Origin of the sequence: Sphingopyxis sp. (assembly GCF_035998965.1) — a bacterium.
Classification (GTDB): Bacteria; Pseudomonadota; Alphaproteobacteria; order Sphingomonadales; family Sphingomonadaceae; genus Sphingopyxis.
Map to the genome: position 1 here is coordinate 31,549 of NZ_DASYHE010000096.1, position 19,615 is coordinate 51,163.

The 19,615-nt window shown below is 64.2% G+C and carries 22 protein-coding genes; 15 read left to right on the forward strand and 7 right to left on the reverse strand.

Annotated features, from left to right (window positions below; translation table 11 throughout):
* Positions 1-2 precede the first annotated feature (2 nt).
* Entirely contained in the window at positions 3-701 is a 699-nt protein-coding gene (locus tag VGN68_RS17355) for a DUF2971 domain-containing protein (protein ID WP_327478452.1), read from the reverse strand.
* A 506-nt stretch (positions 702-1,207) separates the two neighbouring features.
* Between VGN68_RS17355 and VGN68_RS17360 the strand changes: the two genes are divergently transcribed.
* The 5 genes from VGN68_RS17360 (at position 1,208) to fghA (ending at position 5,118) form a co-directional block, all read left to right on the forward strand.
* Complete coding sequence (locus VGN68_RS17360) at positions 1,208-2,320, forward strand: S-(hydroxymethyl)glutathione dehydrogenase/class III alcohol dehydrogenase (protein WP_327478454.1); 1,113 nt, start codon at positions 1,208-1,210, stop codon at positions 2,318-2,320.
* Positions 2,321-2,464: 144 nt separating this feature from the next.
* Positions 2,465-3,325, forward strand: coding sequence for a formyltetrahydrofolate deformylase (purU, locus tag VGN68_RS17365; protein ID WP_327478456.1), 861 nt, complete (start codon positions 2,465-2,467; stop codon positions 3,323-3,325).
* 51 nt (positions 3,326-3,376) lie between these two features.
* Complete coding sequence (locus VGN68_RS17370; protein ID WP_327478457.1) at positions 3,377-3,754, forward strand: VOC family protein; 378 nt, start codon at positions 3,377-3,379, stop codon at positions 3,752-3,754.
* A gap of 15 nt (positions 3,755-3,769) precedes the next feature.
* Complete coding sequence (locus VGN68_RS17375) at positions 3,770-4,273, forward strand: prolyl-tRNA synthetase associated domain-containing protein (RefSeq protein WP_327478459.1); 504 nt, start codon at positions 3,770-3,772, stop codon at positions 4,271-4,273.
* Complete coding sequence (gene fghA / locus VGN68_RS17380) at positions 4,270-5,118, forward strand: S-formylglutathione hydrolase (protein ID WP_327478461.1); 849 nt, start codon at positions 4,270-4,272, stop codon at positions 5,116-5,118. Before VGN68_RS17375 ends, fghA begins: the two co-directional genes overlap by 4 nt.
* Before the next feature lie 141 nt (positions 5,119-5,259).
* Here fghA and VGN68_RS17385 read toward each other — a convergent pair whose 3' ends face one another.
* The 5 genes from VGN68_RS17385 to VGN68_RS17405 form a co-directional block, all read right to left on the reverse strand.
* Positions 5,260-6,237 (reverse strand): quinone oxidoreductase, encoded by a 978-nt coding sequence (locus VGN68_RS17385; protein ID WP_327478463.1) that lies wholly within the window; start codon positions 6,235-6,237, stop codon positions 5,260-5,262.
* 201 nt (positions 6,238-6,438) lie between these two features.
* Positions 6,439-8,298, reverse strand: a complete 1,860-nt coding sequence (locus VGN68_RS17390) for a DEAD/DEAH box helicase (protein WP_327478465.1) — start codon at positions 8,296-8,298, stop codon at positions 6,439-6,441.
* Between the two features lie 65 nt (positions 8,299-8,363).
* Positions 8,364-9,542: an NAD(P)/FAD-dependent oxidoreductase gene (locus VGN68_RS17395; RefSeq protein WP_327478467.1), complete on the reverse strand. Its 1,179-nt coding sequence runs from the start codon at positions 9,540-9,542 to the stop codon at positions 8,364-8,366.
* 6 nt (positions 9,543-9,548) lie between these two features.
* Positions 9,549-9,728 carry a hypothetical protein gene (locus VGN68_RS17400; RefSeq protein WP_327478469.1) on the reverse strand — a complete coding sequence of 60 codons (180 nt, stop codon included), beginning with the start codon at positions 9,726-9,728 and terminating at the stop codon, positions 9,549-9,551.
* Positions 9,725-10,201, reverse strand: coding sequence for a GreA/GreB family elongation factor (locus VGN68_RS17405; RefSeq protein ID WP_327478471.1), 477 nt, complete (start codon positions 10,199-10,201; stop codon positions 9,725-9,727). Before VGN68_RS17405 ends, VGN68_RS17400 begins: the two co-directional genes overlap by 4 nt.
* Before the next feature lie 161 nt (positions 10,202-10,362).
* On the opposite strand from VGN68_RS17405, the gene VGN68_RS17410 reads away from it, so the two are divergent.
* The 8 genes from VGN68_RS17410 to VGN68_RS17445 are packed head-to-tail and all read left to right on the forward strand — an operon-like array spanning position 10,363 to position 15,435.
* A complete protein-coding gene (locus tag VGN68_RS17410; protein ID WP_327478474.1) occupies positions 10,363-10,656 on the forward strand; it encodes a DUF2282 domain-containing protein in 294 nt (97 codons plus the stop codon).
* A gap of 5 nt (positions 10,657-10,661) precedes the next feature.
* The gene (locus VGN68_RS17415) at positions 10,662-11,531 is read left to right on the forward strand and encodes a DUF692 domain-containing protein (protein ID WP_327478476.1); all 870 of its coding nucleotides are present in this window, start codon (positions 10,662-10,664) and stop codon (positions 11,529-11,531) included.
* Entirely contained in the window at positions 11,524-12,219 is a 696-nt protein-coding gene (locus tag VGN68_RS17420) for a DNA-binding domain-containing protein (RefSeq protein ID WP_327478478.1), read from the forward strand. The genes VGN68_RS17415 and VGN68_RS17420 overlap by 8 nt, the downstream gene beginning before the upstream one ends.
* A gap of 3 nt (positions 12,220-12,222) precedes the next feature.
* On the forward strand, positions 12,223-12,681 hold the full coding sequence (locus VGN68_RS17425; RefSeq protein ID WP_327478480.1) for a DoxX family protein: 459 nt from the start codon (positions 12,223-12,225) through the stop codon (positions 12,679-12,681).
* On the forward strand, positions 12,678-13,199 hold the full coding sequence (locus VGN68_RS17430; RefSeq protein WP_327478482.1) for a sigma-70 family RNA polymerase sigma factor: 522 nt from the start codon (positions 12,678-12,680) through the stop codon (positions 13,197-13,199). Before VGN68_RS17425 ends, VGN68_RS17430 begins: the two co-directional genes overlap by 4 nt.
* Position 13,200: 1 nt before the next feature.
* Complete coding sequence (locus VGN68_RS17435) at positions 13,201-13,851, forward strand: DUF1109 domain-containing protein (protein WP_327478484.1); 651 nt, start codon at positions 13,201-13,203, stop codon at positions 13,849-13,851.
* A 59-nt stretch (positions 13,852-13,910) separates the two neighbouring features.
* A complete protein-coding gene (locus VGN68_RS17440) occupies positions 13,911-14,678 on the forward strand; it encodes a head GIN domain-containing protein (RefSeq protein ID WP_327478486.1) in 768 nt (255 codons plus the stop codon).
* Positions 14,679-14,721: 43 nt separating this feature from the next.
* A complete protein-coding gene (locus VGN68_RS17445; protein WP_327478488.1) occupies positions 14,722-15,435 on the forward strand; it encodes a head GIN domain-containing protein in 714 nt (237 codons plus the stop codon).
* Positions 15,436-15,470: 35 nt separating this feature from the next.
* On the opposite strand, the gene VGN68_RS17450 is transcribed toward VGN68_RS17445, so the two are convergent.
* Positions 15,471-16,274, reverse strand: a complete 804-nt coding sequence (locus tag VGN68_RS17450) for an SDR family oxidoreductase (protein WP_327478490.1) — start codon at positions 16,272-16,274, stop codon at positions 15,471-15,473.
* A gap of 211 nt (positions 16,275-16,485) precedes the next feature.
* Here VGN68_RS17450 and VGN68_RS17455 point away from each other — a divergent pair, with 211 nt between their 5' ends.
* On the forward strand, positions 16,486-16,755 hold the full coding sequence (locus VGN68_RS17455; protein WP_293838975.1) for a hypothetical protein: 270 nt from the start codon (positions 16,486-16,488) through the stop codon (positions 16,753-16,755).
* Positions 16,756-16,864: 109 nt separating this feature from the next.
* Complete coding sequence (gene secA, locus VGN68_RS17460; protein ID WP_327478497.1) at positions 16,865-19,600, forward strand: preprotein translocase subunit SecA; 2,736 nt, start codon at positions 16,865-16,867, stop codon at positions 19,598-19,600.
* Positions 19,601-19,615 lie beyond the last annotated feature (15 nt).

A 19,615-nucleotide genomic window follows, 5' to 3' on the forward strand; every position in this document is an offset into this window, starting at 1 on the left:
ATTTACGACCAAAGCGCTTCGCTCTGCTGCCGAACCATTTCAAACCGCGAAAACGAGGCTCGCGCCTTAAACATCGAAACGTCGTTGTAACTGGCACCAAGTGCGGCCCTGAGGTCGGCTGGTTTTGTTGAGCGGTTGTTTGCACCCACGATGATCTCGCGGAGATTCATAATCTTCGAAAATGGCTGAAAATAGAGATCCTTCAGTTTTGGTAGGTCTTGGAGGGTGGTCAGCATTCGGACCTCTTCCTCGTAACGCCAGTGTTCAAACTTCGTGTAGATGATTTCTGTTATCCGATCGGGGTCGTTATTGAGGAACGAGGCCATCTCCTTCTCATCGCTCTTTATGCGTTCCGCAGAATAATTGACGGGGCATAGGTGTTCGTCATCAATGTCGAAACCCAAGCATAGACCGTGATGACGGTCCGCAGAATGGCTCCACTGAACTGGATTTTTCCAACTCTTGCTGAAGCATATGAGCCCGGTGGTATTGTTGACCGTTCGCAGTTTTGCCTTAACCGACCGACGAAAATCCTTGTCAGTTATGTCTAAACTGAAAAACTCGAAAGGGTCGTTGAGGCGATCCCATCGAGACACCTTGAGCTGGCGCTTCTCGACGGCCTGAAGACCGTATTCTGCGCTCAAAAAATGATATGCCCGCATGCGATCAAATAGCACCGGTGCTGACCACTTGCCAATCATCTTCGACGCTACGCTCTCGGATTCCTCGTCGTCATCCCCGACATGATTCGGGATGACGAAATAGGGGAGGGGACCGGCAGATCAGGCTTTCCTACATTATTTCGCTGTGCCAGCCTTGCGATGCGGCTCTTTGACCTCGTCGATATTCACGCCTTTGCTTAAGGCGACAAAGAAGACAGTTTTGCGCGATGCGTCCGTATCTTTTGTCTCCTTAAGAACTGACGCCCGAGCCGCTAAGGCCACAAAGGACACAAATTCGATGCGCCTATGCGGGGCTTTTGTGGCTTTAGGGCGAGGCGCCGACTGCAATCCTCCCTGTCGCGTAGCGATTGGGAGGGGGACCGTCGCCGCAGGCGATGGTGGAGGGGCAGCGACGTCGGCGCCATAGCCCCTCCGTCAGCGCTTCGCGCTGCCACCTCCCCATCGCTGCGCGACAAGGAGGATCGGGAGCATCTTGCATTGCCGCGCGCTTTGCCTGATTGGGACCAGCGAGAAGGAGACCCGTCATGAAGACCCGCGCTGCCGTTGCGTTCGAAGCGAAGAAGTCGCTCGAAATCGTCGAACTCGACCTCGAAGGCCCGAAGGCGGGCGAGGTGCTGGTTGAAATCATGGCGACGGGCATCTGCCACACTGACGCCTACACGCTCGACGGCTTCGACAGCGAGGGCATCTTCCCGAGCGTGCTCGGCCATGAAGGCGCGGGCATCGTGCGCGAAGTCGGCGCGGGTGTCACCAGCGTCGTTCCCGGCGATCATGTCATCCCGCTCTACACCCCCGAATGCCGCCAGTGCAAAAGCTGCCTGTCGGGCAAGACCAACCTCTGCACCGCGATCCGCGCGACGCAGGGCAAGGGGCTGATGCCCGACGGCACCACGCGGTTCAGCTACAAGGGCCAGCCGATCTTCCATTATATGGGTTGCTCGACCTTTTCGAACTTCACCGTGCTGCCGGAGATCGCGGTCGCAAAGATCCGCGAAGACGCCCCGTTCCAGTCGAGCTGCTATATCGGCTGCGGCGTCACCACCGGGGTGGGGGCCGTCATCAACACGGCAAAAGTGCAGGTCGGCGACAATGTCGTCGTCTTCGGCCTCGGCGGGATCGGCCTCAACGTGATCCAGGGCGCGCGGCTTGCGGGGGCGAAGCAAATCATTGGCGTCGACATCAACCCGGACCGCGAGGAATGGGGCCGCAAGTTCGGCATGACCGACTTCCTCAACACCAAGGGCATGAGCCGCGAAGACACGGTGGCCGCGATCGTGCAGCTGACCGACGGCGGCGCCGATTATACCTTCGACGCCACCGGCAATACCGAAGTGATGCGCACCGCTTTGGAAGCCTGCCACCGCGGCTGGGGCACCTCGATCATCATCGGTGTGGCCGAGGCGGGCAAGGAGATCGCGACGCGGCCGTTCCAGCTCGTCACCGGGCGCAACTGGCGCGGCACCGCGTTCGGCGGCGCCAAGGGGCGCACCGATGTGCCGAAGATCGTCGATATGTACATGACCGGCAAGATCGAGATCGACCCGATGATCACCCACGTCATGGGGCTCGAGGACATCAACAAGGGGTTCGACCTGATGCATGCGGGCGAGAGCATTCGCAGCGTGGTTGTCTTCTGATCTAATACTTATGATCCGTTCGCCCTGAGCTTGTCGAAGGGCCGTTCTTCCTTCATGCGACGGCCAACGGAAGAACGGTGCTTCGACAGGCTCAGCACGAGCGGGCTTTGAGGATAATCCTTCCGTTCAAGAGGGAGTGACAATTTGACCGGACCTTATGTCCTGACCTTCAGCTGCGTCGATGCGGTCGGCATCGTCGCCGCGGTGACCGGGCTGCTCGCGGAGCGCGACGGCTTCATCCTCGACAGCCAGCAATATGCCGATCTCGATTCAGGACGCTTCTTCATGCGCGTCGCTTTTCGCGGCGCCGGGCCGCGCTTTCCCGAGGGGCTGGCCGGGGTGCAGGCGGCGTTCGCGCCGATCGTCGACCGCTTTGCGATGGACGCGCGGATCAGCGACAGCGCCGCCAAACCGCGCTTCGTTATTGCCGTGTCGCAGGGCAGCCATTGCCTCAATGACCTGCTCCACCGCTGGTCGACCGGCAACCTTGCGATCGACATCGTGGCGGTGGTGTCGAACCATGAGCATCAGCGGCGCTTAAGCGAATGGCACGGGGTGCCGTTCCACCATTTCCCGGTCAGCGACGCCAATCGCGCCGAACAGGAAGAACGCATCCTCGACCTGATGGCGCGCAGCGGCGCCGATTACCTGGTGCTGGCGCGTTACATGCAGGTGCTCTCGCACGACATGTCGGGAAAACTGGCGGGGCGCTGCATCAATATTCACCACAGTTTCCTGCCCGGGTTCAAGGGCGCCAAACCCTATCACCGCGCGCAGGAACGCGGCGTCAAGCTGATCGGCGCGACCGCGCATTTCGTCACCAGCGACCTCGACGAAGGCCCGATCATCGAACAGGCGGTCGAGCGTGTCGATCACCGCGACAGCGTCGAGGATCTGATCCGCATCGGCCGCGACGTCGAGGCACAGGTGCTGGCAAAAGCGGTGCGCTGGGTCGCCGAACAACGCGTGCTGATCGACGGCCGCAAGACGGTGGTCTTCCGCTGACAAGGCTGGCACAAGATCGGTATCGATTCGCAACGAAAAAAGGAGAGCGCGATGTACAGTCACAATATGGTCGGCACGAACGACGTGGCGAAAGCGAAGGCATTTTATGATGCGACGTTCCAGGCGATTGGCGGCAAGCCGGGGATCCAGGACGACAAGGGCCGGCTGATCTATATGCACAATGGCGGCCTGTTCCTGGTGACGCCGCCCATCAACGGCGAACCGGCGACGGCCGGCAATGGCTGCACGATCGGCTTTGCGATGGAGGACGAGGCGCAGGCGAAGGCATGGCACGACGCCGGCGTTGCCGCGGGCGGCACCAGCATCGAAGACCCGCCGGGCATCCGCGAAGGCGGCTTTGGCCAGCTGTACCTCGCCTATCTGCGCGACCCCGACGGCAACAAGCTGTGTGCGCTGAAACGCCTGTAATCGGCCGATAGATTGATGCGCGGCGAAGCGGGATTGCGGGCGGACTTAGGTGCGCTTGGAATCCCCTTCACCGAACATGAGCATGACGCAGTGTTCACCGTGGCCGAGAGCGATGCGGTACATGCCGCGATGCCGGGCGCGCAGACCAAGAACCTGTTCCTGAAGGACAAGGGCGGGGCCTTTTGGTTGGTCACCGTGCCGTCCGATGCGCGGGTCGATCTGAAGCGCCTGCCCGGCGCGATCGGATGCAAGCACGTCAGTTTCGGCAAGGCCGCCGATATGGAGCGCCTGCTCGGCATCACGCCGGGGTCGGTCACCCCGCTGGCCGCGATCAATGCCGCGCCGGGGAGCATCACCGTGGTCCTCGACGCGGCGCTGGCCGACGCCGATCCAGTGGGTGTCCACCCGCTGCGCAACACCGCGACGCTGGCGCTGGCGGGCGCCGCGATACTGGACCTTCTGCGCCATTGGGGGCATTACCCCTTGGTCGCCCCCATTCCCGTTCAGGAACCCGCATGACCCTCGAAACCATCTCCACCGTTCGCAGCCATGGCGGCACGCAAGGCGTGTACAAGCATGCGAGCACGACCACTGGCACCGACATGACCTTTGCCGTCTTCGTGCCCGACCATGATCCCGGCGCGAAGCTGCCGGTGCTGTGGTATCTGTCGGGGCTGACCTGCACCCACGCCAATGTGATGGAAAAGGGCGAATATCGCGCTGCCTGCGCCGAACATGGCGTGATCTTCATCGCGCCCGATACGTCGCCGCGGGGCGAGGGCGTTCCCGATGATCCGGAGGGTGCTTGGGATTTCGGGCTGGGCGCGGGCTTTTACGTCGATGCGACCGAGGAGCCTTGGGCGCAGCATTACCGGATGCGGTCTTATGTTGAGGACGAGCTGCCCTCGCTGATCCTGCGCGAATTTGCCGCCGCCGACATGACGCGGCAGGGGATCACCGGCCATTCGATGGGCGGGCATGGCGCGCTCACCGTGGCGCTGCGTACCCCCGACCGCTTCAAGTCGGTATCGGCCTTTTCGCCGATCGTCGCGCCGCTGCAATGCCCGTGGGGCGAGAAAGCGCTCGGCAATTACCTCGGTGACGATCGCACGGCATGGACCGTGTACGACGCGTGCGCGCTGCTCGCGAACGGAGCGCGGGTGGCCGACCTGCTCGTCGATCAGGGCGACGCCGATAATTTCCTGACCGAGCAATTGAAGACGCATCTGCTGGTCGAGGCGTGCGAGCTGGCGGGGCAGAAGGCCGAGATTCGTATGCAGCCGGGGTATGATCACAGCTATTATTTCATCTCGACCTTCCTGGCCGAGCATGTCGCATGGCATGCGGAACGGCTGAAGGTGTAGAGGCACCCCTCCCTGAAAGGGAGGGGTAGCGAGACTTGCCAGCTTGCTGGCTAGTCGCAGCTAGGGGTGGGTTATGCAGGATAGCGCAAACGCTCGCTTTGCTCGCACCCACCCCCAACCCCTCCCTTTCAGGGAGGGAGTTCAAGGAATCAGCAGCGTCGACCCTGTTGTCCGTCCGGCTTCCAGATCGGCATGCGCCCGCGCCGCATCCTGCAACGAATAGCGCTGCCCGACCGTAATCTTCACCGCGCCGCTCTCGATCATCTCGAACACCCGCGCCGCGCCCGCAGCGCGTTCGCCGGCATGGAGATAATAGTCGAACAGCGTCGGACGGGTTACGAACTGCGAGCCGTGCTGCGCGAGCACGCCCAGATTGACCCCGGTCACCGGCCCACCGGCATTGCCATAGCTGACGATCAGCCCGCGCCGCGCGGTGGCTTTGAGCGAGACGTCCCAAGTTGCCATGCCGATGCCGTCAAAGGTAACGGGCACGCCCTGCCCATCGGTGATCTCGCGGACGTGCGCGGCGACATCGTCGCTCTTGTACATCAGCACATGGTCGGCACCCGCTTCGCGCGCGGCGCGGGCCTTGGCCTCGGTGCTGACGGTACCGATGACGGTGGCGCCGATCGCCTTCAGCCATTGGACGAGGATCAGTCCGACGCCGCCCGCGGCGGCGTGGACCAGCACCGGCCAGCCTGCCTCGACCTTCGCACAGCGTTCGACGAGCATTTCGACCGTGCACGCTTTCAGCAGCGCGGCGGCGGCTGTTTCGTCGTCGATGGTGGCGGGCAGTTTGAACAGCGACGCCGCGCTAACCAACCTTGCGCTGGCATAGGCGGTGCGTTCGGGGCCGAAGGTCGCTGCCCGGTCGCCGGGCTGGAAGCCGTGGACGCCTTCGCCGACGGCGACCACTTCACCGGCAGATTCGACGCCAAGGCCGCTGGGGAGCGGGATGGGATAGGTGCCGTCGCGGTGATAGGTGTCGAGATAGTTGAGCCCGACCGCGGTCTGGCGCAGCAGCACCTGTCCGGGGCCGGGCTCGCCTAGCGTCACCTCGCGCCAGTCGATGACCTCGGGTCCGCCCTGGCTTTCGATAAAGGCTTGGGTTGCTTGCATGCGCCGCGCTCCTGCTATCCGGTCCATCTGGTGGGCCAGACAGCAGGACGCAAGGGCGGTGCGATGAAAGCCCCTCCCCTTCAGGGGAGGGGTTGGGGTGGGGTCTGTCTGTTTGGCGTAAGGCCGTCCGACCTCACCCGCTGCGACTAGCGGGCAAGCCCCCAAGTCTCGTTGCCCTCCCCTGAAGGGGAGGGTGAGAGGTTATTTGCTCGGACGGCGCGGGCTGCGCTGGCCGAAGGGCTTGGGCTTGTAACGATCGGTGGGCTTGCCGCCGGGACCGCCGGGACCACGCGGACGATCGCCAAAGTTGCGGTCGCCGCCGGGCGCGCGGCCCAGCGTGGCGCGCGGGGCGCCGTCGCGGGGGCCGCCCGAATGCCCGCCTTTATCGCGGCGCGGCGGATAGGTCGGGCCGTCGGGTGCGGGGGTGATCGCCACACCGCTGTCGTCTTCGCCATCTTCATTGGCGCTGCGGATCACCGCCTCGGCAAAGCGATCGGCGATCGCGCGCGGGATGTTGAACATCGTTTCCTTGGGGCCGATGCGGATCGCGCCGATCTCGTTCTTGCTGACATGGCCGCGGCGGCAGAGCAGCGGCAGGATCCAGCGCGGATCGGCATTCTGGTGACGGCCGATGTTGAGGCGGAACCAGACGCTATCCTCGAACCCTTCGCGTTGATCGCCACCGGCGCCGCGTTCCGGGCGCTCGAAGCGTTCGCCGCGCTCGGGGCGACCGGCGGTGTCGCGGCCGCGGGCGCTGTTGTCGATGAGGTCTTCGGGGGGCGGCATCAGCGCCCGGTGCATCTGAACAAGCGACGCGGCGATATCCTCGGGGGTGCGCTCGGCCATGAGGCGCTGCGCGAGTTCGATGTCTTCAGGCTCATGCTCGACCGGGGTGAGCAATTTTTCCATCAATCGTTCCTGATCGCGCTTGCGCACGTCGGCGGCGGTCGGGGCGTCCATCCACTCGGCCTCGATGCGGGCGCCGCGCAGCATGCCGTCGACGCGGCGGCGGCGCGGATAGGGGACGATGATGACCGCGGTCCCCTTTTTGCCCGCCCTGCCGGTACGGCCCGAACGGTGCTGGAGGGCTTCGGCGTCGCGGGGGATTTCGACGTGGACGACCAGGCTGAGCGTCGGCAGATCGATGCCGCGCGCGGCAACGTCGGTTGCGACACAAACCCGGGCGCGGCGATCGCGCAGCGCCTGCAGTGCGGCGTTGCGCTCATTCTGGCTATGCTCGCCCGACAGCGCGACGGCGGCGAAACCGCGTTCGACGAGGCTGGCGTGGAGACGGCGGACATTGTCGCGCGTGGCGCAGAACAGCATCGCGGTTTCGGCGTCATGCAGGCGGAGCAGGTTGACCACCGCGCCTTCGATATCGGCGGGCGCGACGGTGACCGCCTGATAGGCGATGTCGCCATGGCCGCGGTCCTGGCCCACGGTCGAGATGCGCAGCGCGTTCGTCTGATAGCGCTTGGCAAGCTGGACGATCGGGTTGGGGATTGTTGCCGAGAACAGCAATGTGCGGCGCGTGGTCGGCGTGGCGTCGAGGATTTCTTCGAGATCGTCGCGAAAGCCCATGTCGAGCATCTCGTCGGCTTCGTCGAGCACCGCGACGCGCAGCGCCGACAGGTCGAGCGCACCGCGTTCGAGGTGATCGCGCAGACGGCCCGGGGTGCCGACGACGATCTGCACGCCCTGACCGAGCGCGCGGCGTTCCTTGCTGGCGTCCATGCCGCCGACGCAGGTCGCGATGCGCGCCCCGGCCTTGGCATAAAGCCAGCTCAGTTCCCGGCTGACCTGCAGCGCGAGTTCGCGGGTCGGTGCGATAATGAGCGCGAGCGGCGAGGTCGCGAAGGGCATGCGGCCGTCTTCGAGCAGTTCGTCACCCATCGCGAGGCCGAAGGCGACGGTCTTGCCCGATCCGGTCTGGGCAGAAACCAGCAGGTCGCGGCCCTTGGCCTGCTCTTCGCTGACTTGCGACTGGACGGGGGTGAGCGCTTCATAGCCGCGCGCGGTAAGGGCGTCCGAAAGGACGGGAGAAAGATTTTCGAAAGTCATTATTATCTCAATAGCATAGGCGGTCACCGGTGCGGTGACGGGCCGATAGAAGGGGCTCAATGGGCTTAAATCACCTGTCCGGCAGCGTGTCCGCTTGCCCAGGCCCATTGAAAATTATAGCCGCCTAACCACCCAGTGACATCTACGGCCTCGCCGACCGCATAGAGGTTTGCAACGGTTTTGGCCACCATTGTTTGCGACGACAGGCTGGCGGTCGAAATTCCGCCGACCGTGACTTCGGCTTTGGCGAAACCTTCGGTGCCATTGGGGCGGAAATCCCAGCGCGCGAGACGCGATTCGGCATCGGCGAGTTTGCGGTCGGTTTGCGCGGCCAGTTCGCCCGAGAGGGCAAGCCGTTCGGCGAGGGTATCGGCGAGGCGGTCGGGGAGCATCGCGCCGAGCGCCGCGCGCACCGTGGCACGCGGGCGCGTGCGTTTGGCTTCGCGCAGCCAGTCTGGCGGTGCGTCGGGCAGGAAATCGATCGTCACCGGCTCGCCGTGGCGCCAATAGCTGCTGACTTGCAGGATCGCCGGGCCGGACAGGCCGCGATGCGTGAAGAGCGCCGCCTCGCGAAACGCGGCCTTGCCCGCGCGCGCTTCGACAGGGGCGGCGATGCCCGACAGCTCGCGGAACAGCACATCGTCGCCGCCCAAGGTTAGCGGGACCAACGCGGGGCGGGGCTCGACGACCTTGAGGCCGAACTGACGCGCGAGGTCATAGGCGAAGCCGGTCGCGCCCATCTGTGGGATCGACGGGCCACCGGTGGCGATGACGAGAGCGGGCGCCGAAAAGCTGGCATCGCCGAAGCGGACGGTGAATTTTCCGTCGGCGTGGGTGACATCGGTCACCGGCTGACCGGTGCGGACATCGACCCCGCCCTTGGCGCATTCCTCCAGCAGCATCGCGACAATCTGCTTGGCTGATCCGTCGCAGAACAGTTGGCCGAGCGTCTTTTCGTGATAGGCGATGCCATAGCGATCGACGAGCGCGATGAAATCGGCGGGGGTGTAGCGCGCGAGCGCCGACTTGGCGAAATGCGGGTTGGCCGAGATAAAGCGGTCGGGCGCGGTGTTCACATTGGTGAAGTTGCAGCGGCCGCCGCCCGAGATCAGGATCTTCTTGCCGACCTGATCGGCATGGTCGAGCAGCAGGACGCGCCGCCCGCGCTGACCGGCAACAGCGGCGCACATCAACCCGGCCGCGCCGGCACCCAGCACGATGGCATCAAATTCATTGGTGGCCATGACCGCTCAGTGCAGCTTGGCGATCGGCAGGCTGTCGGCCTTGGCGCGCGCCTTGACCGATTCCTCGCTGCGCGTGAGCGCCCTTGCGATCGATTTCAGCGGCATGCCTTTTTTCGCCAGCGTATGCAGCTTGTCGATTTCCGCCGGTGTCCAAGGCTGTTTGTGGCGTTCGAACTTGTCTTTCATGCCTGCGTCTCCGGATCGGTTGCGACGGCCACGATTTCGATCGCATCTTCGCGGTCCTGATATTCGACGCGCTCGCCCGCTGCGCCGCCCATCAGCGCGCGGGCGAGCGGGGCCGAAAAGGCGACGCATCCCAGCGCCGGGTCGGCCTCGTCGCCGCCGACGATGGTGATCGTCTTTTCGGCGTTGTTGAGGCGATAGGTCACGCGGCTGCCGATGCCGATGCTGCCGTCCACGGGCGGTGCCTGCACCTCGGCGGTCGATTGGCGGGTGTGGAAATAGCGCAGACGGCGTTGCAGCTTCTTCCGCCCCTCTTCATCCGCCGTTTGTGCGATGTCGGCTTCCAGTCGCGCGACCTCTTCGCCGAGCAGCCGCAGCCCGCGCGGGGTGACCCAGTTTGGGCCGACCGCTATGGGCAGCTCGAATTCGGGCTCTTTATGATCGTCGTCGCTTTCGCGGCGAAACGCTACGCTCATGGTCTGGCTTTCCGGTCGAAATCGCAAAAGCCGCCCCTGCGCGTCGAAGGTGGCGATAAAATGGCGCCGCAGATCGCGCGGCGTAACCTTCGGGCGCGCGCGACCGAAACTCCTGTCGATGCCATCCCCCGCATCACCCGTTTCCAAAGGGAGTATCCATTATGTCGAATAGTCTGAAACTGTCGCTCGCCGCCTCCGCCGTGCTCGCAATGGCCGCCGGTGCGGTCGCAGTGCCCGCCGTTGCCGCCGATGGCGCCAAGGAACGCTGCTATGGCGTCTCGCTGAAGGGCAAGAATGATTGCGCCGCCGGTCCCGGCACCAGCTGCGCCGGCACATCGACCGTCGATTACCAGGGCAATGCCTGGAAATATGTGACCAAGGGCACCTGCGAAAAGATGGGCGGCGCGCTGGCTGAACGTAAGGGCAACGCAAAGCCGGTCGCCAAGAAGAGCTGAGCCAAGTGCCCCCCCGCCCGCTTCGTGACTTGCCGCAGCGCGCCGGTTTCGGGCTCAAGCCCGAACATTATGCCGACGTGCTGGCGGCGGCGGAGCGGGGCGCTCCACCCGCCTGGGCCGAAGTTCATCCCCAAAATTACTTCGGCGCAGGCGGGCCTCCGCATCGCTGGCTGACCGCGATTGCGGACCATGTGCCGCTCAGTTTTCATTCGGTCGGGCTGTCGCTGGGTTCGGCGGCGGGTGTCGATCGTGGTGAGCTGGAATCGCTGGCGACGTTGTGCGTCCGTTATGAACCGGTGATGGTGTCGGATCACCTCAGCTGGAGCAACGCGCCGGACAACAAATTCCCCGACCTGTTACCCATTCCCTATAGTCACGCGGCGCTCAACCATTTCGTGCGCGAAGTCGGGCGCGTGCAGGACAGCCTGGGGCGAGCGATGCTGATCGAGAATCCGTCGCGCTACCTCGCCTATGCCGGTGATGATTGGGACGAGGTCGATTTCCTCCACGAGTTGTGCCGCCGCGCCGGTTGCGGCCTGCTGCTCGACATCAACAATGTCGAGGTGTCGGCATACAACCTTGGGCTTGATCCGGCACCATGGCTCGATGCGTTCGATCTCGCGCTGGTCGGCGAAGTGCATGTCGCAGGACACAGCCGCAAGGCCGACGATATGGGCGGCACGATTGCGATCGACGACCACGGGTCGCCGGTGGGCGACAGTTGCTGGGATTTGCTCGCCGCATTTCTGGTTCGCGCCGGGCCGAAGCCGGTGCTGGTCGAATGGGACAGCGATGTTCCCGATTTTGCGGTGCTGATGGCCGAAGTGGCCAAGGCCGACGCGCTGCTGCTGGTACGCGAGCCGGTCGATGCATGAGGCACAGGCGGCGATAGCCGCCACGCTGCTTCGCGGCCCCGACCATCTGCCAGCCGGACTGTTCGCGGGCGATCACGCCGCAGTGCTGCGCGGGCTGCGCATCCATGCCAACACGATCTCGCACGCGCGGCTTGTCGCGCTCGAAGACACATTTCCGCACACGCGCGATTATCTGGGTGAAGGTGAGTTCAACCGGCTGTCGCGCGCCTTCATCGACGGCGGCGGCGCGCAGGGCCGGTCACTAGCGCTGATAGGGGAAAGTTTTCCCGAAAGTCTCGTCGATCCCGTCGCCGCCGATCTCGCGCGGGTCGAATGGGCGTGGCTCGAAAGTTATAACGCACCTGACGCGACGGCGCTGACGCTGGCCGACTTGGCGGGGCTGGATGAATCGGCGCTGCTGGCGTTTTGCGTCCGGCGCCATCCGGCGACGCGCGTCTTGACGCTGGCCCATGCTGCTGCGCCGCTGGTCAATCCCGCCTTCGCCGCTGAGACGCGCGCGTTGATGGTGACGCGGCCCGACGCGGCGGTGCTGCTGCACGCCGTTCTGCCTGCCGATGCCGCGGTGATCACGATGTCGGACGAAATGACGCCGCTGGGTAACCTTATCGCACGTCTTGCCGAAGACCATCCCGAAGGCGGAGCGGCCGTTGCGGCGCTGATCGCCGCCGGGGCTTTCGAAAGGGTTTGATGGATGAGCGGCGTTCTGGCCTTTTACGATCGCGGTGTCGCGCTGGTGTCGGGCCGCGTCGGTGAATCGATCGCATTGCTCCTCCTGCGCGTTGCGCTCGCCGGAATATTCTGGCGCTCGGGGCGGACGAAGGTCGTCGAAGGCAGTTTCTTGCAGATTGACCCGGTTCAATATGATCTGTTCGCGTCGGAGTTTTCGGGCTTGCCGCTGGATCCGGCAATTGCGGTGCCGCTGACGACCTATGCCGAGCATGTCTTTCCGCTATTGCTGCTATTCGGCCTAGCGACGCGATTGTCGGCGGGCGTGCTGCTGGTAATGACGCTGGTGATCCAGATTTTTGTTTTTCCCGACGCCTGGTGGCCGGTTCATTCGCTGTGGGCGGCGATGGCGGCGATATTGATCGTGCGGGGCGGCGGACTGTTAGCGCTCGATACAGTTGCTGCTACGCTGCGGCGCAGATGAGCATCGACGAACCTTCGCTGGCGCGCTTGATGGCGGCGTCGCAGCGCGGCGACCGCGCGGCCTATCGCGCGTTGCTGAGCGATTCGGGCAAATGGCTGGCGCGTTATTTTGCGCGTCGCATCGCGCCGCATCAGATCGACGATCTGGTACAGGAGACGCTGGTATCGATGCACCGCAAGCTTGCCACTTGGGATCATAGCCGACCCTTTCTCCCCTGGCTGGCAGCAATCGCGCGCTATCGCTGGATCGACTTGCTGCGCCGTCAGCGCGACGAGGTCGAACTGGGCGAAGGCGACGCGGCGGTCGGGGCTGAGGACGAGGTCGTCCACGCCCGCCTCAGCCTCGACCGCATGCTGGCGCGGCTTCCTGCCGGACAGGCGCAGGCAATCACGTTGGTCAAGATCGAGGGCGCCTCGATCGCCGAAGCCTCGCAGATTTGCGGACAGAGCGAGTCGCTGGTGAAAGTGAACATTCATCGCGGGCTGAAGAAGCTGGCGCAGTTGATTGAAAGCGAATGAGATGACGAATGGATCGATCGACAATCTGATCGAGGATTTGGCAGGCGAGCTTGAACCCGTGCGCCCGCGCCGCCTGATGCGCGGATCGCTGTGGGTGGCGGGTGGCTGGCTCGTTGGCGCCGCGGCGTTGTTGTGGCTCGCCGGGCCGCGACACGATTTGGCTGACGGTGCGATGATGCCGCCGCTGCCGCTGCTTGCCTTCTGGCTGATCGTCGCGTTGGGTTTTGCCGCGGCATGGAGCGCGCTGCGCATGGGATTGCCGGGGGTCGGACGCGACTATAGCGGCTGGCGCTGGGCCGGTCTGGCGGCGCTCGCGCTGCCCTTTTCGGCCGTGGTGATGGCGTTGAGCGACGGTCATGCGGCGATGGATGCGGCACACCCCGAAAATGGTCTGCAATGCCTTGCACAGGGCGTGTTCGCGGGGCTGGGCGTGGGCGCGGCGCTATTCGCCTGGCTCAAGGGCGGGGCGCCGACGTCGCCGACGCGGGCGGGCTGGGTGATCGGTATTGCGGCGGGCGCTGCGGGCGCAACGATCGTCGCGCTGCACTGCGCGTCGAACGACATGATTCATCTCGCGCTGTGGCACGGCTTGGCGGTCGCGCTGTCGGGTGTCGCCGGCCGCGTACTGCTGGCGCCGTTGCTGCGCTGGTAGGGGCGCTGGACAACATCTCCTTTGTGTATTATGTGTATAATACACAAAGGAGATTGGCGATGCGTAACTGGACGATGGCGGTGGTGCCGCTGGCTTTGGCGATGACGGTTACCGCGTGCAGCGGTGCCGACAAAAAGGACGGCGAGCAGCCGCGCAAGAGTGAGACGACAGGATCCGCCGACGCGGGGCCGGTCGCGACCAAAAGCTATGCGCTGGCCGGGTTCACCGAGGTCAAGGTTGCTGGCCCCGACGATGTCACCATCCGCCAGGGCGACGCCTTTTCGATCAGCGCCAAGGGGCCGCAGGCGGTGCTCGACCGGCTGGAGATCGAAGTCGACGGCCCCACGCTGTCGATCGGGCGCAAACGCGAAGGTTTCAGCTTTTCGGGCCGCGACGACGATGATGTCGAGATTACGATCACGATGCCGCGCCTCAACGGGGTGCGGCTGACCGGGTCGGGATCGATCGACGCCGACAGCATCGACGGCGATGCGGTCGAGGCCGTGGTCACGGGATCGGGCGACCTCAAGATCGCGAAACTGACCGGCAAGCGCGCCGACATCAGCGTGTCGGGGTCGGGCGACATCGAGATCGGCGGCGGCACGGTGGATGCGGGCGAGTATAGCGTGACCGGATCGGGCGACATCGACGCCGACGGGCTCGTCGCGCAGACGCTGGAGGTGTCGGTGACCGGATCGGGCAATATCGAGGCGCAGGCGACCGGCACCGCCGACGTCAATATCATGGGATCGGGCGACGTGACGCTGGGTGGCGGCGGCAAATGTTCGTCGCGCCAGCTGGGATCGGGGTCGGTCACCTGCAAATAAGGCGGCGCTGGTGCCGCCTGCCCGAACGGGGTAAGGCGGCACCATGACCTTTGCCCCCCGAAGCGCCGCGCTCGCGGTCGTCGTCCTGTTTGCTGTCGCTCCTGCTACAGCCGCCGAAAAGCGCTTTGGGCTGACCAGCTTCGACGCGATCGAGATCAACGCCGACTATATTGTAGAAGTGACGACGCGCGCGCCGGTCGGCGCGGTGGCGACCGGGCCGCAGGACGCGCTCGACCGCCTGATCGTCGAGGCGCGCGACGGGCGGCTGGTGATCGGGCAGCGCCAGTTTGCAGGTGATGCGGAACGCCGCGCGCCGCGCGGGGCCGTGACGATCCGGATCAACGCGGCGAACCTTCGATCGGCAACGATGGGCGGCGCAGGGTCGATGCGGATCGACCAGATGAAGGGAACGCGCGTGACCGTCGGCCTGCGCGGCCCTGGCACGCTCTCGGTGGGGGCGATTGCCACCGACCGGCTGTCGGTCGCGATGATCGGCAACGGCACGATGACGCTGGGTGGCACGGCGAAGCAGGCGCAGATGACGGTGTCGGGCGCCGGGATGTTCGATGCCGGGGCGCTGAAGGTGGACATGCTGACCTTCGATGGCGAAGGGGCGGGGGATTACAGAATGCACGCCGGGAAGACCGCCGCGGTGACAGCGCGTGGGGTCGGCCAGACCGTCGTGCTCGGCAAACCGGTGTGCACCGTGCGCAATGTCGGCGCCGGATCGGTGCAATGCGGGACAGCGAAGAAATAACGGTCTCTCTCGCGCTTGCGGGAGGCGGGACGGAGCTAGTGCCCCGCCGCGCCCAACCCGTCGATCTTCTTCGACTGCCGCATGATCAGCCCCGGGAACCAGCGCGCAAGCCTTGACAGGCGTTTGGCCATCTTGCCGACCGTTACATGCACCTTGTCACCGTGCACTGCCGTCCACGCCGCCTCGGCGACGCGTTCGACCGGCACGATCTCGAACCCGCTTTGCGACAGCCGGTCGCGCGCCGGTGCATTGCTGTCGGCGCTGACCTGATCGAGCAGCGGCGTGTCGATGAACCCCGGCATCAGTGAGCGGACCTTGACGCCATGTTTGGCGAACTCGATTTCCAGCGCTTCGGTCAATCCGCGCACCGCGAACTTTGTCGCCGAATAGATGGCGAGCCCCGCTACCCCATAAAAGCCCGATGCCGATCCGGTGTTGAGGATCGTCGATCCCGGCGTCGCGCGCAGCAGCGGGAGCGCGGTATAGATGCCGTTGACGACGCCGCCGAAATTGATCGCGATCAGCCGGTCGGCCTCCTCGGGCGGCATGTCGGCGAACTGGCCGCCGGTGCCGATCCCGGCATTGTTGAACAGCACGTCGAGGCGCCCGCCGCTTTCCTTGGCAAAGGCGTCGAGTGCGGCGGCCCATTGGTCGCGGTCGCGCACATCCATCACATGGCGCGACGAGGCGCCATCGGGCAGCAGCGCCGCGGTTTCGTCGATCCCGGCGCGGTTGACGTCGGCGATGCCGACGAACCAGCCCTGTCCGGCAAAATGGCGCGCGACCGCGCGGCCAATGCCCGATCCCCCGCCGGTGATGAAAATCGCCTTTCGAGCCATCCCGCCCCTCCTGACATTGTTGTTAATTGAACTTGATGCGAAGCTGACGTTTGCGTCAAGCGGCAATCACTGCGTGGCAAGGCTGGGTGCTGGCAGGGTCAATGCCTTGACCAAAGCGGCGGTGCAGCCCCCTAGACGCCGCCCCACTTTCACCCTATGTTCAGGGACCGGGGCGCAATATCTTATGCTCCGACGATAACAGGGGCGATTCTTGCGGTTATTGCTGACCCTATTGGCATTGCTGACCGGTCTGGCGACGGCCGACCGGGCTGTTGCCGCGCCTGCCGTTCCGGCGGCGATGGGGGCGCTTGTCCTGCTGGCCGAAACCGCGGGGCAGGCCGAAGTCAGCGATAGCGAGCGCCGTCCGACCGCGACGACGCCAACCCGGCGTTCGAGCGGCGGCACCGGCCGCAAGCCGCGCAAGGCCCCGCCGCCGCATCTTCCCGGCCTGCTCACTGGCAGCGACCGCGCGCTCGAATAGAGCGACGCCTTAGCGTCCTGATCGTCAGGCGCCGCCCCGTCGCGGGGCTTTTTTGCATATTCTTGCGGCCTGCACGCCGCTTCTCCATTCACATTCCAAGGAATATTCGATGTTTTCTGGCCTCGCCAAGAGCCTGTTCGGCTCGTCCAACGACCGTTATGTCGCCTCGATCCGCAAGATCGTCGACAAGATCAACGCCTTTGAACCCACGATGCAGGCGTATGATGATGCGACACTGCAGGCGCAGACGCCGAAGTTCCGCGCCCGCCTCGAAGCCGGCGAAACGCTCGACGACATCCTGCCCGAAGCCTTTGCGACGGTGCGCGAGGCGGCGGTTCGCACGCTGGGGATGCGCCATTTCGACGTCCAGATGATCGGCGGCATCGTCATGCACCGCGGCGAGATTGCCGAAATGGGGACGGGCGAAGGCAAGACTTTGGTCGCGACGCTGGCGGCTTATCTCAACGCGCTGGAGGGCAAGGGCGTCCACGTCGTCACCGTCAACGACTATCTTGCCCGCCGCGACGCCGAATGGATGGGCCAGGTCTATGGCTTCCTGGGGCTGACCACCGGGATTATTGTCCCCAACCTCAACGAAATGCAGCGCCGCGACGCCTATGCCAGCGACATCACCTATGCGACGAACAACGAGCTGGGGTTCGATTATCTGCGCGACAATATGAAGTTCGATCGTCAGCAGATGGTCCATCGCACCTTCAATTTCGCGATCGTCGATGAAGTCGATTCGATCCTGATCGACGAAGCGCGTACCCCGCTGATCATTTCCGGCCCGACCGACGACAAGTCCGAGCTGTATATTCGCGTCAACGAGGTCGTCCTGCAACTGACCGAGGATGATTATGAGAAGGACGAAAAGTCCAAATCGATCAACCTGACCGAAGACGGCACCGAGCATGTCGAGCGGCTGCTCGAAGATGCCGGACTGCTGCAGGGCAGCAATCTTTACGACATTGAAAACACCCAGGTCGTCCATCACGTCAATCAGGCGCTGAAGGCGATCCAGATGTTCCGGATCGACACCGACTATATCGTCAAGGACGGCAAGGTCGTGATCATCGACGAGTTCACCGGGCGTATGATGGACGGGCGCCGCTGGTCTGACGGCTTGCACCAGGCGGTCGAGGCGAAGGAAGGCGTCCAGATCGAGCCCGAGAACCAGACGCTGGCGTCGATCACCTTCCAGAATTATTTCCGGATGTATCCCAAGCTTTCGGGGATGACCGGCACCGCGGCGACCGAGGCCGCCGAATTCTTCGACATCTACAAGATGAATGTCGTCAACATCCCGACCAACCGTCCGATTGCGCGCATCGATGATGAGGATGAATTCTACAAGAATATCACCGACAAGTTCGGCGCGATCGCCAAGACGATCCGTGAAGCGAACGAGCGCGGCCAGCCGGTGCTGGTCGGTACCGTGTCGATCGAGAAGTCCGAACTGCTGTCGTCCTACCTCGAAAAGGAAGGCGTCGCCCACAGCGTCCTCAACGCGCGTTTTCACGAAAGCGAGGCGCATATCGTCGCGCAGGCGGGGCGCACCGGCGCGGTGACCATCGCGACCAACATGGCGGGCCGCGGCACCGACATCAAATTGGGTGGTAACGAAGAATTCCGCATCGACGACGAGCTGAAGGACATGCCCGAAGGCCCCGAGCGCGACGCCGCCATCGCGCGCATCCATGCCGAAGTCGCTGCCGAGCGCGAAGCGGTGAAGGCCGCGGGCGGACTGTTCGTGCTCGCGACCGAACGCCACGAAAGCCGCCGCATCGACAACCAGCTGCGCGGTCGTTCGGGGCGTCAGGGCGACCCCGGTCTGTCGAAATTCTACCTCTGCCTCGACGACGATCTGCTGCGCATCTTTGGTCCCGACACCTTGTTCTCCAAGATGATGAACAAGAATCTCGAGGATGGCGAAGCGATCGGGTCGAAATGGCTGTCGAAAGCAATCGAGACCGCGCAGAAAAAGGTCGAAGCACGCAACTACGACATCCGCAAACAGGTCGTCGAATATGACAACGTCATGAACGACCAGCGCAAGGTGATCTACGAACAGCGCGGCGATATCATCGACAGCGAAACCGTCGACGATGTGATGGCCGCGATGCGCGCCGAAACGGTCAACGCGATCGTTGCCGACGCCTGCCCGCCGGGCAGCTATCCGGAACAGTGGGACATCGAAGGGATGAAGGAGCGGGTCGCCAATATCCTCGACCTCCATCCGCCGATCGATGACTGGATGCAGGAAGACGCGGTCGATCCCGAAATTTTCGAGGAACGCATCCAGGCGATGGCTGATGCGGTCGCGGCCGAAAAAGCGGCGCTGGTCGATCCGGACACGTGGAAGGGCATCGAAAAGTCGGTGCTGCTGCAGACGCTCGACCATCAATGGAAAGAGCATCTGGCGACGCTCGACGCGCTGCGTCAGGTGGTGTTCCTGCGCGCCTATGCGCAGAAGCAGCCGATCAACGAATATAAGCAGGAAGCCTTTGCGCTGTTCGAACGCATGTTGTCGAATATCCGCGAGGATGTGACGCGCACCGTGGCGCGCATCGACCTGCGCTTTGAAGAGCCCGAAGCGATGCCGCTGCCTGATCTTCCAGATTTCCTGACAACGCATATCGATCCTTTCACGGGTGAGGACAATAGCGCCGACATCGACAGCGGTGGCCTGGGCGTCATCGCGAACACGTTGCCGCCGATGCAGATCCCGCGGCCTGACATGCCGGAGGGCGAGAATCCCTATGCGTCGTTGGAAATCAGCCGCAACGCGCCGTGCCCCTGCGGTTCGGGCCGCAAGTATAAGCATTGCCACGGCCAGATTTGATTCTGTCCTGACGCG